Source organism: Phycicoccus sp. M110.8 (assembly GCF_032464895.1).
Classification (GTDB): Bacteria; Actinomycetota; Actinomycetes; order Actinomycetales; family Dermatophilaceae; genus Pedococcus.
Genome location: NZ_JAWDIC010000001.1, coordinates 2,232,960 through 2,246,125, shown reverse-complemented (window position 1 = coordinate 2,246,125; position 13,166 = coordinate 2,232,960). Strand labels below are relative to the sequence as shown.

Below are 13,166 nucleotides of genomic sequence, written 5' to 3'. Positions count from 1 at the left end.
GTCAGGACTTCTTCGCCGCGGTCTTCTTCGCGGTCGACTTCCTGGTGGCGGTCTTCTTCGTCGCAGCCTTCTTCGTCGTCTTCTTCGCGGCCCGCTTGCGGGTCGTCGGGCCCTTCGCACGCTTCTCGGCGAGCAGCTCGGCACCGCGCTCGGCAGTGATCGACTCGGGGTCGTCGGCCTTGCGCAGGGTCGCGTTGGTCTCGCCGTCGGTGACGTACGGGCCGAAGCGGCCGTCCTTGACCAGCATCGGCTTGCCCGACACCGGGTCCGCTCCGAGCTCCTTGAGCGGGGCTGCGGCGGCGCGCCCGCGCTGCTTGGGCTGGGCGTAGATCGCCAGCGCCTCCTCGAGCGTGATGTCGAAGAGCTGCTGCTCGGTCGTGAGCGAGCGGGAGTCGGTCCCCTTCTTGAGGTAGGGCCCGTAACGGCCGTTCTGCGCGGTGATCTCGACCTCGGTGCCGTCCTCCTCGGTCGTGGTGCCGACGACGCGGGGCAGGCTCAGCAGCTTGAGCGCGGCGTCGAGGTCGATGGTCGCGAGGTCCATGTCCTTGAAGAGGCTGGCCGTGCGGGGCTTGGCCTTCGCCTTGCCCTTGCCCTTGGTCGCCGTCTCCTCCTCGGGCAGCACCTCGGTCACGTACGGGCCGTAGCGGCCCGCCTTGGCCACGATGTCGCGGCCCGTCTCCGGGTCCTGGCCGAGGACGCGGCCGTCGTCGGCAGACAGCTCGAGCAGCTCGCGGGCCTTCTCCGGCGTCATCTCGTCCGGGGCGATGTCGTCGGTGATCGTCGCGCGCCGCGGGGTGTCACCCGCACCGTCGGTCATCTCACCGGTCGCGGCGTCCACGCCCTGGGGCACGGTCTCCTCGACGTACGGGCCGTAGCGGCCGACGCGCACGACGATGCCGTCGCCGATCGGGATGGTCGAGATCTCCCGGGCGTCGATGTCGCCCAGGTCGTCGACCAGCTGCTTCAGGCCGAGGTGGGCGGAGCCGGCGTCGGGCAGGCCGGGCTTGCCGCCGGCCACGGCGCCGTCGCCCTCCCCGAAGTAGAACCGCTTGAGCCACTCGGCCCGCTGCTCGTCGCCACCGGCGATCCGGTCGAGGTCCTCCTCCATGGAGGCGGTGAAGTCGTAGTCGACCAGCTCGGTGAAGTGCTCCTCGAGCAGCCGGGTCACGGCAAAGGCGAGCCAGGTGGGCACGAGGGCCGAGCCGCGGGTGTGGACGTAGCCGCGGTCCTGGATCGTGCCGACCGTGCTGGCATAGGTCGACGGGCGCCCGATCCCCTTCTCCTCCATGGCCTTAACGAGGGTCGCCTCCGTGTAGCGCGGCGGTGGGGTGGTCTCGTGGCCGTCGGCCTCGGCGCGCACGACCGTGAGGCCGACGCCCTCGCTCAGCTTGGGCAGGCGGCGCTCGTCCTCGTCCGCGTTGCGGTTGCGGTCCTCGTCCCGCCCCTCCTCGTATGCCGCGAGGAAGCCACGGAACGTGATGACGGTGCCGGACGCGCTGAACTCGACGACCCGGCCGTCGCCCAGCGTGCCGCCGAGCTTGACCGTCGCGGTCGAGCCACGGGCGTCGGCCATCTGCGAGGCGACCGTGCGCTTCCAGATCAGCTCGTAGAGCGCGAACTCGTCACCGCGCAGCTCGCCCGCGACCTGTGCCGGCGTGCGGAACCGGTCACCCGCAGGGCGGATGGCCTCGTGCGCCTCCTGGGCGTTCTTGACCTTCTTCTCGTACAGGCGGGGTGCCTGCGGGACGTACTCCGCGCCGTACAGGTCACGCGCCTGCTGGCGGGCGGCGGTCAGGGCGGCCTCCGACAGCGTCGTGCTGTCGGTACGCATGTAGGTGATGTAGCCGTTCTCGTACAGGCGCTGGGCCACGCGCATCGCGTTCTTGGACGAGAGCCGCAGCTTGCGGGAGGCCTCCTGCTGCAGCGTGCTCGTCGTGAACGGCGCGCTCGGGCGGCGGGTGTACGGCTTCTCCTGGACCCCGGTGACGCTCACCTGCGCCTCGAGGACCTGGGCGGCGATGGACGTCGCCAGCTCTTGGTCGAGGTGGACGACCTCGCGCGACTTGAGCGTGCCGTCGTCGGCGAAGTCGCGTCCGACGGCGACGCGGCGCCCGTCGACGGCGGTCAGCCGCGCGGCGAACTGGTTGGACTCGCCGTCGGGCGTGAAGTCGCCCTCGACGTCCCAGTAGGACGAGCGCACGAACGCCATCCGCTCGCGCTCGCGCTCGACCACGATGCGGGTGGCGACGGACTGCACGCGGCCGGCGGACAGGCCGGCCTTGACCTTGCGCCACAGGACCGGGCTGACCTCGTAGCCGTAGAGCCGGTCGAGGATGCGCCGGGTCTCCTGGGCGTCGACGAGGGCGGTGTCCAGGTCGCGGGTGGCGCTGGCGGCGCGCTGGATCGCCTCCTTGGTGATCTCGTGGAACACCATGCGCTTGACCGGGACCTTGGGCTTGAGCACCTCGAGCAGGTGCCACGCGATGGCCTCGCCCTCGCGGTCCTCATCCGTGGCCAGGTAGAGCTCGTCGGCGCCCTTGAGCAGGCGCTTGAGCTCGGCGACCTTCTTCTTCTTGTCGCTGTCGACGACGTAGTACGCCTCGAAGCCGCTGTCGACGTCCACGCCGAACCGGCCGAAGGGGCCCTTCTTGATCTCGGCGGGCATCTCCGACGGCGTCGGGATGTCGCGGATGTGGCCGACCGACGCCTCGACGTCGTAGTCCTTGCCCAGGTAGCCGCCGATGGTCTTCGCCTTCGCCGGCGACTCGACGATGACGAGCTTGCGCCCCGTGCTCACAGATCCAACCTGCCGTCCTGCTCCCATGTGCAGCGGATTCGTCGCTGCGTGGACATGGCAACGCAAGAGACGGTAGCCGAGGCGGTCAAGTCGGCTGGTGGCGGTCTCGCCGTCCGCGCTGTGCCGCCGCATCGGCATACCAGTAGTTGAAAGTTAAATTGTCTCGAGCGTATGCTGTACGCATGAGCACCTCGACGGGGTCGACGCCGGAGCGCCAGCCGGTCCTGTACCTCAGCCACGGCGCCCCTCCGCTCGCGGACGACCCGGTGTGGACCCGCCAGCTCGCCGACTGGTCGGGCCGGTTCGGCAAGCCGGCCAACATCCTCATGGTGTCGGCGCACTGGGAGGAGGCGCCGCTCTCGCTGTCCGCGACCTCCGGCGACGTCCCGCTCGTCTACGACTTCTGGGGCTTCCCGCGGCACTACTACGAGGTGACGTATGCCGCGCCGGGCGCGCCGGAGCTCGCGGCGTCGGTGGAGCGGCTGGTCCACACGACCGAGAACCCCGTGCACCGGGACGAGACGCGCGGCCTGGACCACGGCGCCTACGTGCCCCTCGTCGAGATGTACCCCGAGGCCGACGTGCCGGTGCTGCAGATGTCGATGCCGACCCTCGACCCGCGGACCCTGTTCGACCTGGGGCGCCGGCTCGCCCCGCTCCGCGACGAGGGCACGCTCATCGTCGGGTCCGGATTCACCACCCACAACCTGCGCTGGTTCAACCCGGGCGGGGGCCCCGACGGGACGCCCCCGGCGGCCTCGAGCGAGTTCGACCACTGGGCGGCCGAGGCGCTCGCGCGCCAGGACGTCGACGCGATCCTCGACTTCGTGCACAAGGCCCCTGCGGCCCGGGAGGCGCACCCTCGGACCGAGCACTGGGCGCCGCTGTACGTCAGCCTCGGGGCGGCCTACGAGTCGGGCTCGCTGGAGAACGAGAGCGTCATCGACGGCTTCTGGTTCGGCCTGAGCAAGCGCTCCTGGCAGTTCGCCTGACCCTCGCCCCACCTTCTTCCAGCTTTGGGGGTGCAGAGGTGAGCCATTCGTCACGGCTGCACCCCCAAAGCGAGTGGTGACGGCGACGTTCCACAGGCACGCGTCGCCCGGGCGAGCGTCCACAACCTTCCTCGGCGGCACCACCCTGTCGAGACGGCTCACAGCACCATCGCAGGATGACCCTGCAGGGACGGGAGCGACGACGCCGAGCAGCGGAACTGGCTGCTGCGCATGACGGGGTCGTGTCACGAGTCGCCCTCAGAGAAGCCGGCATCGACCGGTGGGCCGTCGCCGGTGAGGCCAAGGCAGGACGCTGGGCCCTGCACGGCAAGCAGACCGTTGCCGTGCACACCGGTTGACTGTCGCCCACGGCCGAGCTCTGGCGCGCCGTCTGGGAGACGGGCCGCGGCGCGCGCGTCGACGGGGTCTCGGCGCTGGTCGCGGCGGGCCTCACCGGCTTCGACACGGACTGCGTCCACGTGTCCGTCGACCACGAGGAACAGTCCGTGCGGGTGCCCGGCGTGCGCGTGCACCGGGTTCGGGACACGCGTGACGATGACACCATCGCGGCCGGTCTTCCGCGCGTTCGCCCGCAGGTCGCCACCGTCCGGGCAGCACAGTGGGCCGTGTCGGACCGACAGGCGGCCCTCATCGTCTGCATGTCGGTCCAACAGCGGATCGTCCGCGCCAAAGACCTGTGCCCGGTTCGCTGGCCCGGAGCCCACTACGGCCGCACCGCCTTCATCAGGCAGCTGGTCTGTGACGTCCGTGACGACGCACAGTCGCTGGGCGAGCTCGACTTCGCCGGGTTCTGCCGTGAGCGCGGACTTCCCGAACCCGAGCGCCAGGTGGTCCGCCACGGACCCTTGGGCCGGATCTACCTCGACGTCAGGTGGCGCGACTGCCCCCTGGTGGTGGAGGTCGATGGCGCCCAGCACCGGCTCGGTCTGGCCGTCAGCTCGGACAACCTGCGCCGAAACGCCTTGGCGATCGGCGGCGAGACGGTCCTGACCATCGACCTTGTCGGGCTGCGGCTGCAGACCGTGGCCTTCATGGACCAGGTGGTGTTGGCCCACCACCGACTGACGTCCGCATCGGGGGTGTCAGCGTGACGTATGGATCACGCTGACACCCCCAAACGCGGAAAAACGGGGAAGAGAGCGGGGGCGGGGCGGCTCTAGGGTGGCGGGCGTGAATCCCGGCCGCCCGCAGACCCGCCCCCGCTCATGAGGGAGCTGCCTGGCTGGGTCCGCTGGCTGCTGGCGGGACGGTTCGTCAACGCCTTGGGCTCGATGGCGTGGGTGTTCGTCCCGCTGTACCTCGTCTCCGACCGACACCTCGACGAGGCCAGGGCCGGCTCCGTCGCGGCGGTCTGGGGCGCCGGCATGATCGTCGGGAACCTGGTCGGGGGCACGGTCGGCGACCGCTTCGGGCTGCGGCGCACCCTCGCCGGCGCCTCGCTCGCCTCGGCGGCGGGCTGCCTGCTCGTGCCGGTCACCCCGACGGGCGGCCTGCCGGTGGTCCTGTTCCTCATGGGGGCGCTCGGGGGTGTCGGCCGCCCGGTGTCGTTCGCGCTCGTCACCAGCGCGCTGCCCACCGAGCACCGCCGCCAGGCCACCGCCTGGATGCGGGCGGTCAACAACGCCGGCACGGTGCTCGGGCCCCCGCTCGGCGGCCTGCTCGCCGTCCACCACTTCGGCGTCGTCTTCGTCATCGACGCGGCGGCGAGCCTGCTCATGCTGGGCGTCGTGCTGTTCGTCGTGCCGGCCGCCGCTCCCACGACGCTCTCGGCCGAGACCCCGACCCGGCTGCTCGCCGCGCTGCGGGCCGACCCGCGCTTCGTCCTGCTGCTGCTCACCGTGGTCGCGGCCGACACGGCCTACCGGTTCGCCTACTCGGCGGTGCCCTGGCAGCTGGAGTCGCTGGGTGCCGCGCCGTGGGTCTACGGGACGACGATCTCGCTCAACTGCGCGCTCATCGTCCTGTTCGAGCCGTGGCTGGCCCACCGCCTGCGCGAGCGGCCGCCGGAGCGGCTGATCGCCGGCGGCTTCCTCCTCGTGGGCCTGGGGTGGCTGCTCGTCGCGCCCGCCCCGGGCCTCGTGCTCGTCCTCGTCGCCATCGCCGTGGTCACCGCCGGGGAGATGCTCTACAAGCCGACCGCGACGGCCCACGCCGCCGACCGCGCGCCCGAGGGCATGCACGGCCGCTACCAGAGCCTCTACGGTGCCGCGTCCATCGGCGGCACCGTCATCGCCCCACCGCTGTCCGGCGCCCTGTTCCAGGTAGACCCGCGGCTCATGTGGGCGGTCGGTGGCCTCCTCGGCCTCGCGGCCGCCGCCGCCCTCAGCCTGACCGGCCGCAGGGCACTGCGCCGGACGCCCGAGTCCGTGCACCGCCCCTGAGACAGGTATGCCGCGTGGACGACGTCCACGCGGCATACGCACCGGGGTTGGTGGTGACTCGAGGGTCGGTGGTGACTCTAGGGTCAGTGGCGAGCCGAGGGTCAGTGGCCCCTGCGGGTGGGGCCGGGGCGGGTCGGGTCGGGTTCCGCCGGCTCGACGTGCTCGGGCACCACGATCGGCCGCAGGCGGGCCCACCCGAGGAACACTGCTGCCGCGACGGCCAGGCCGAGGCCCGTCCACAGGTTGGCGTTGACGCCACCCGTCTTCTCCTCCGCGCGGTCCAGGAAGAAGCCGGCGAACAGGAGCAGGACACCGTAGATGCCGAGCAGCAGCCCGATGATGTTGCGGATGTCGAAGGCTCCGGCCGTCTTGCGCGGCGCGGCCGCCCCGCGGCGGGGCCTGTCGTTGTCGGTCATGGCCGTGCTCCTCTCAGAAGCTCACGTTGAGGATGATGACGAGGACGAGCGCGATCCCTGCCAGCGGCAGCGTCCGCTGGAACCAGGGCTGGCTCGCCTCCTCGGGGTCGACGAGGTCCTCGCGCGGGGTCTCGGAGTAGACCAGGCCCTTGAGCTCGCTGACCCGCTTGGGCGTGGTCGCCATGGACACGAGGACACTCAGCACGATGTCGACGACGAAGGCCGTCGAGGCCGCGACGAAGCTGGCGCCCTGGCCGGACAGCGGGATGACGCCCAGGCTGGCCGAGCCGAACGCGTCCTCGGACAGGAAGGCCACGGCGACCGCCGACAACGTCCCTGCGGAGAGGCCGACCCAGCCGGCCGTCGCGGTCATCCGCTTCCAGAACATGCCGAGGATGAACGTCGCGAACAGTGGAGCGTTGAAGAACCCGAAGAGGGTCTGCAGGTAGTCCATGATGTTCGAGAAGTTGCTCGCCAGCGTGGCGGTGAAGATCGCGATGATCGTCGCGGCCACGGTGGCCAGCCGGCCGATGCGCAGGTAGTAGTCGTCGCTGTGGTCCTTGCGGATGTACCGCTGCCACAGGTCGTAGCTGAAGACGGTGTTGAAGGCAGAGATGTTCGCCGCCATGCCGGCCATGAACGCAGCGAGCAGGCCCGCGATCGCCAGCCCCAGCAGGCCGTTCGGCAGCACGTCGCGCATGAGCAGCAGCAGCGCGTCGTTGTACTTGACGCCCTCGCCGGAGGCCCCGCCGGGCGGCGACCCGCCGTTCTTGAGGTCGACCATCTCCTTGACCAGCACGGCGGAGACCATGCCGGGCAGGATCACGATGAACGGCACGAACATCTTGGGGAAGGCGCCGATGATGGGCGTCTTGCGCGCCGCGGAGATCGACTTGGAGGCCATGGCCCGCTGGACCTCGACGAAGTTCGTCGTCCAGTAGCCGAAGGACAGGACGAACCCGAGACCGAAGACGATGCCCACCACCGACCAGAACCCGGAGTCGAAGCCCGAGAGGGCCTGGCCCGGCCAGGACTCGAGCTGCTGCTGGGCGGTGGCGACCTTGGCCGAGGGGGGTGCCGCACTCGCAGCAGCCGTGATCTTGTCCTTGAGGCCGCCGTAGCCGCCGACCCGGTGCAGGCCGATCAGCGTCAGCGGCAGCAGCGACGCGACGATCACGAAGAACTGCAGCACCTCGTTGTAGATCGCGGCCGACAGCCCACCGAGCGTGATGTACGACAGCACGATCGCGGCGGCGACGATGAGGGCCACCCACAGCGGCCAGCCGAGCAGCGCGTGGACGATCGACCCGAGCAGGAAGAGGTTGACGCCCGCGATGAGCAGCTGGGCCAGGGCGAAGCTGATCGCGTTGACGAGGTGTGCGCCGGTGCCGAAGCGACGGAGCATGAACTCGGGGACCGACCGCACCTTGGAGCCGTAGTAGAACGGCATCATCACGACGCCGAGGAAGAGCATCGCGGGGATCGCGCCCACCCAGAAGTAGTGGACGGTCGGGAGCCCGATCTGCGCGCCGTTGGCGGACATCCCCATGATCTCGACCGCGCCGAGGTTGGCGGAGATGAACGCCAGACCCGTCACCCACGCCGGCAGCGACCGCCCCGACAGGAAGAAGTCGATGGAGTCGGACACCTGCCGCCGGGCCAGGACGCCGATGCCCAGCACGAACGCGAAGTAGGTCGCCACCAGCAGGTAGTCGAGCCAGTTCGCGTTGATGAGGGTGTCGGCGGCCGGGGCGGCCAAGTGGACCAGGGATGACATCGGCGGCTCCTCGCGCACGGACGGACGTCCCCAAACTAGGCGGTATGCCGTGGTTCGGCACCCGGGGAGCGACCACCGCGAGCGCGGACCCCAGAGGGCGTCCGGCACGCCGGTGGTGTGGGCCGCGGACACGCTCCGCGACCCACACCACAGGGTGGGTCAGCTGCCGGCGGTGGCCATCTCCGCGGCCGGGGCCTCGCCGGTGTCCACGTCCACGGCCGCGCCGCTGAACTGCGCGGCATACAGCTCGGCGTAGGCGCCCCCGCGCTCGAGGAGCTCCTCGTGCGAACCCTGCTCGACGATGCTGCCGTCACGCATCACGAGGATGACGTCGGCGTCGCGGATCGTGGAGAGCCGGTGCGCGATCACGAAGCTCGTGCGGTCGTGGCGCAGCGCGGCCATCGCCTGCTGGACCAGGAGCTCGGTGCGCGTGTCGACCGACGAGGTCGCCTCGTCGAGGATGAGCAGCGCCGGGTCGGAGAGGAACGCCCGGGCGATGGTGACGAGCTGCTTCTCGCCGGCGCTGATGTTGCCCCCCTCGGCGTCGAGCACCGTGTCGTACCCGTCGGGCAGCGTGTGCACGAACCGGTCGACGTACGTCGCCCGCGCAGCCGCGACCACCTGCTCGTCGGTCGCGCCGGGGTTGCCGTACGCGATGTTCTCGCGGATCGTCCCGCCGAACAGCCAGGTGTCCTGGAGCACCATGCCGATCTGGCTGCGCAGCCCGCGCCGGGTGAGCTCGGTGATGTCGACGCCGTCGAGGGTGATGCGGCCGGCGTCGAGCTCGTAGAACCGCATGATGAGGTTGACCAGGGTGGTCTTGCCGGCGCCGGTCGGGCCGACGATGGCCACCGTCTGCCCCGGCTCGACGACGAGGTCCAGGTGCTCGATGAGGGGCGCGTCCTCGGAGTACGAGAAGGAGACGTCCTCGAAGGCCACCCGTCCGTGCGCCGCCGCCAGCGTGGTCGGGCTCCCGCTCTCCGGCTGCTGCTCCGGGGCGTCGAGCACCTCGAAGACCCGCTCGGCCGACGCGACACCGGACTGGAGCAGGTTGGCCATGGAGGCGACCTGCGTCAGCGGCTGGGTGAACTGGCGCGAGTACTGGATGAACGCCTGCACGTCACCGAGGCTCATCGACCCGCTCGCGACCCGCAGGCCACCGACGACCGCGACGACGACGTAGTTGAGGTTCCCGATGAACATCATCGTCGGCATGATGATGCCGCTGATGAACTGGGCGCTGAAGCCGGCGTCGAAGAGGTCGTCGTTGCGGGCCCGGAAGGCCGCACGCACCTCGTCCTGGCGGCCGAAGACCTTGACCAGCTGGTGCCCGGTGAACGCCTCCTCGACGATCCCGTTGAGCTCGCCCGTGCTCTTCCACTGCTGGACGAAGTGCTTCTGTGAGCGCTTGCCGATGGCAGCGGTGACGGCCATGGTCACGGGGATCGTCACGAGCGCGATCACCGCCAGCAGCGGCGAGATGTAGATCATCATCGCGATCATCGCGACGACCGTCAGGAGCGACGTGAGCATCTGGCTCAGGGTCTGCTGCATGCTCTGCGCGACGTTGTCGATGTCGTTGGTCACGCGGGAGAGCAGCTCACCACGCGGCTGCGCGTCGAAGTAGGGCAGCGGCAGCCGGTTGAGCTTGTCCTCGACGTCGCGGCGCAGCGTGAAGATCGTCCGGTTCACGGCGCCGATGAGGATCCAGCCCATCGCCCACGACAGCAGGCTCGCGACGGCGTAGATCGCCAGGACGGCCAGCAGCACGCGGCCCACAGCGCCGAAGTCGATGCCCTGGCCCGGGACGAGGTGGTCCATGCGCGCGACCATGTCGGCGAAGGTGCCCTTGCCCTGCGCACGCAGCGCCTCGATCACCTGCGCGCGGGTCGCCGTGGCAGGCAGCCGCTGCCCGATGACCCCGGCGAAGATCAGGTCGGTCGCGCGGCCCAGGATCTTGGGGCCGATGGCGTTGAGCGTGACGCTCGCGACCGCGAGCCCGAGCACGGCATACAGCCGGTGGCGCTCGGGGCGCAGCAGGGACAGCAGGCGCTTGGCGGACGGGACGAAGTTCTGCGACTTCTCCGCCGGCATGCCCACACCCGCCATGGGCCCGTGCCGCTGCCCGGCGCGCGCCGCCGGCCCTCGGCGCGCCTCGGCGGCCCGCTCCTCCTCGGTCTTGACTCCCTCAGCCATCAGGCTGCCCCCGTTCCCCGGTCGTTCGTGGTGTGCTCGTGGCGCCGGCGCGGCGTCGTACCGCGCGTGCCGCCGCTGGTCATGCCGCCTCCTGCGCGGCGCGCTGGGACTCGACGATCTCGACGTACGTCGGGCAGGTCGCCAGCAGCTGCTCGTGCGTCCCGGTGCCGACGACGCTGCCGTTGTCGAGGACGACGATGTGGTCGGCGTCGACGATGGTCGACACGCGCTGCGCGACGACGACGACCGCGGCATGACGCGTCACCGGCCGCAGGGCCGAGCGCAGGCGCGCGTCGGTCGACAGGTCGAGCGCGGAGAAGCTGTCGTCGAACAGGTAGATGTCCGGCTTGGCCACCAGCGCCCGGGCGATGGCGAGGCGCTGTCGCTGCCCGCCGGAGACGTTGGTGCCGCCCTGGGCGATCGTCGCGTCCAGGCCGCCGGGCATCGCTCGCACGAAGTCCTCGGCCTGAGCGATCCGCAGGGCCTCCCACAGGTCGTCGTCGGTCGCGTCGGCGTCGCCGTAGCGCAGGTTGGACGCGATGGTCCCGGTGAACAGGTACGGCTTCTGCGGGACGAGGCCGATCCGCGACCAGACGTCCTCGAGCGCCCCCTCCCGGATGTCGACGCCGCCGATGAGCACGGCACCGCCGGTCACGTCGTAGAGCCGCGGGACGAGCGAGACCAGGGTGGACTTGCCCGAGCCCGTGCTGCCGATGATCGCAGTGGTGTGCCCCGGCTCCGCCGTCAGCGAGACACCCTGCAGGACAGGGACATCCGCACCGGGGTAGGTGAACTCGACGTCCCGCAGCTCCAGGCTGACCCGGCCGGCGGGAAGGGCGACGGGCGCGGTCGGCTGGACCACCGTCGAGGCGGTGTCGAGCACCTCGCCGATGCGCCCCGCGGACACGGTGGCCCGCGGGATCATCATCGACATGAAGGTCGCCATCATCACCGACATGAGGATCTGCATGAGGTAGCTCATGAACGCCGTGAGCTCGCCGATCTGCATCTGCCCGCTCTCGACCCGGTGCGAGCCGAACCACAGGACCGCCACCGTGGAGGCGTTGAAGATCAGCATGACGATCGGGAAGACCATGGCCATGAGGCGGCCGACGGCCAGTGCCGTCCCGGTGTACTGGGTGTTGGCCTCGGCGAACCGGGCCTCCTCGTGCTCCTCCCGGACGAACGCGCGCACGACCCGGATGCCGGTGATCTGCTCGCGCAGCACGCGGTTGACCCAGTCGACCGACTCCTGCATGAGCCGGAACTGCGGGATCATCCTGCGGATCACGAGCGAGACCGACAGCGCCAGCAGCGGCACCGAGACGGCCACGAGCCAGGAGAGCCCGACGTCCTCGCGCAGCGCCATGATGATGCCGCCGACCATCATGATCGGCGCGGAGACCATCATCGCGGCACCCATGAAGACGACCGTCTGCACCTGCGTGGCGTCGTTGGTGTTGCGCGAGATCAGCGTCGGCGCACCGAACCGCGACACCTCCTGCGCCGAGAAGTCTCCGACGCGCGCGAAGACGTCGGCGCGCAGGTCGCGGCCGAGCCCGGCAGCGCAGCGGGCACCGAGGTAGGTCGCCGCCACCGTGGCAGCCATCTGCGCCAGCGAGACGGCCAGCATCCAGCCACCGGTGCGCAGGATGAAGCCCGTGTCACCGCGCGCCACCCCCTCGTCGATGATGCGGCCGTTGAGGCTGGGCAGGTAGAGCGAGGCGATGGTGCCGACGAGCTGGAGTGCGACGAGGGCCACCACGAGGGCGCGGTACGGCCCGAGATAGGTCCGGATAATCCTGACGAGCACTACTTCTTCCCCCTGGTGGACGGTGTGGCGGTGGCACCGGACGACGAGCCGGTATGCCGCGTGGCGGTGGCGGACGCGCAGCGTTGCGCCGTGGTGTCGGGCCGCCGGAGCGCGCCCTCGAGGATGACGTCGACGATCTCCTGGGCCGATGAGCCCTGGTGGTGCAGCATCGGGTGCACGCTGGACAGCGTGATCATCCGCAGGTAGTTGACGACCTCGAGCGGCGGCAGCCGGAGCTGGTCTCGGTCGGCCCCGATGAGGGCGACGAAGGCCGCATCGAGGGCCTCGTTCGCCTGCTCGCGCCGGGGGTCCTTGTGCGGTCGACGCATCGGCTGCCCCGACGAGTGCAGCATGGTCATCAGCGAGAAGATGCCGCGCAGGTACTCCTGCATCGTCGACACGGCCTCGGCCAGGCGCTCCCGCAGTGGCAGCGAGTCGTCGATGGCGAGCACGCGGGTGACCAGCTTCTCGGTCTGGAACGCGTCGTGCACGCAGGCGTCGACCAGCTCCTCCTTGGACTCGAAGACGCGGAAGATCGTCCCCTCCGCGACCCCGGCCGCGCGGGCGATCTGCTTGGTGCTCACCGCCGGCCCGTGCTCGCGCAGCAGCGGCACCGTCGTCGCGATGATCGCGGCGCGGCGCTCGTCGGGGGCCATGGCAGGTGCGCGGGGAGACACCCGATCAGAGTAAGTGAGTGAGCACTCACTCACAACACCTTTTCCTGACCTGCACGAACACCACCGCAAGGGGCAGTTGGCGCTCCTGCGCTCACT

General features: G+C 70.5%; 9 protein-coding genes. 3 read left to right on the top strand and 6 right to left on the bottom strand.

Translation table 11 applies throughout. The features are described from left to right. Nucleotide 1: 1 nt before the first annotated feature. Complete coding sequence (gene topA / locus RKE38_RS10615) at nt 2-2,824, bottom strand: type I DNA topoisomerase (RefSeq protein ID WP_316007392.1); 2,823 nt, start codon at nt 2,822-2,824, stop codon at nt 2-4. Between the two features lie 155 nt (nt 2,825-2,979). Between topA and RKE38_RS10610 the strand changes: the two genes are divergently transcribed. The 3 genes from RKE38_RS10610 (at nt 2,980) to RKE38_RS10600 (ending at nt 6,191) form a co-directional block, all read left to right on the top strand. Further along, nucleotides 2,980-3,789 carry a class III extradiol ring-cleavage dioxygenase gene (locus RKE38_RS10610; protein ID WP_316007391.1) on the top strand — a complete coding sequence of 270 codons (810 nt, stop codon included), beginning with the start codon at nt 2,980-2,982 and terminating at the stop codon, nt 3,787-3,789. A 626-nt stretch (nt 3,790-4,415) separates the two neighbouring features. Next, nucleotides 4,416-4,901 carry a hypothetical protein gene (locus RKE38_RS10605; RefSeq protein ID WP_316007390.1) on the top strand — a complete coding sequence of 162 codons (486 nt, stop codon included), beginning with the start codon at nt 4,416-4,418 and terminating at the stop codon, nt 4,899-4,901. A gap of 114 nt (nt 4,902-5,015) precedes the next feature. Continuing rightward, entirely contained in the window at nt 5,016-6,191 is a 1,176-nt protein-coding gene (locus tag RKE38_RS10600) for an MFS transporter (protein WP_316007389.1), read from the top strand. A gap of 101 nt (nt 6,192-6,292) precedes the next feature. On the opposite strand, the gene RKE38_RS10595 is transcribed toward RKE38_RS10600, so the two are convergent. The 5 genes from RKE38_RS10595 to RKE38_RS10575 all read right to left on the bottom strand — a co-directional run bounded on the left by RKE38_RS10595 (nt 6,293) and on the right by RKE38_RS10575 (nt 13,070). Continuing rightward, a complete protein-coding gene (locus RKE38_RS10595; protein WP_316007388.1) occupies nt 6,293-6,607 on the bottom strand; it encodes a hypothetical protein in 315 nt (104 codons plus the stop codon). A gap of 13 nt (nt 6,608-6,620) precedes the next feature. Continuing rightward, complete coding sequence (locus RKE38_RS10590) at nt 6,621-8,384, bottom strand: sodium:solute symporter family protein (protein WP_316007387.1); 1,764 nt, start codon at nt 8,382-8,384, stop codon at nt 6,621-6,623. Between the two features lie 159 nt (nt 8,385-8,543). Beyond that, a complete protein-coding gene (locus tag RKE38_RS10585; RefSeq protein WP_316007386.1) occupies nt 8,544-10,580 on the bottom strand; it encodes an ABC transporter ATP-binding protein in 2,037 nt (678 codons plus the stop codon). A 79-nt stretch (nt 10,581-10,659) separates the two neighbouring features. Then, nucleotides 10,660-12,393: an ABC transporter ATP-binding protein gene (locus RKE38_RS10580; RefSeq protein WP_316007385.1), complete on the bottom strand. Its 1,734-nt coding sequence runs from the start codon at nt 12,391-12,393 to the stop codon at nt 10,660-10,662. Further along, nucleotides 12,393-13,070, bottom strand: coding sequence for a TetR/AcrR family transcriptional regulator (locus tag RKE38_RS10575; RefSeq protein WP_316007384.1), 678 nt, complete (start codon nt 13,068-13,070; stop codon nt 12,393-12,395). Before RKE38_RS10575 ends, RKE38_RS10580 begins: the two co-directional genes overlap by 1 nt. Nucleotides 13,071-13,166: the final 96 nt, after the last annotated feature.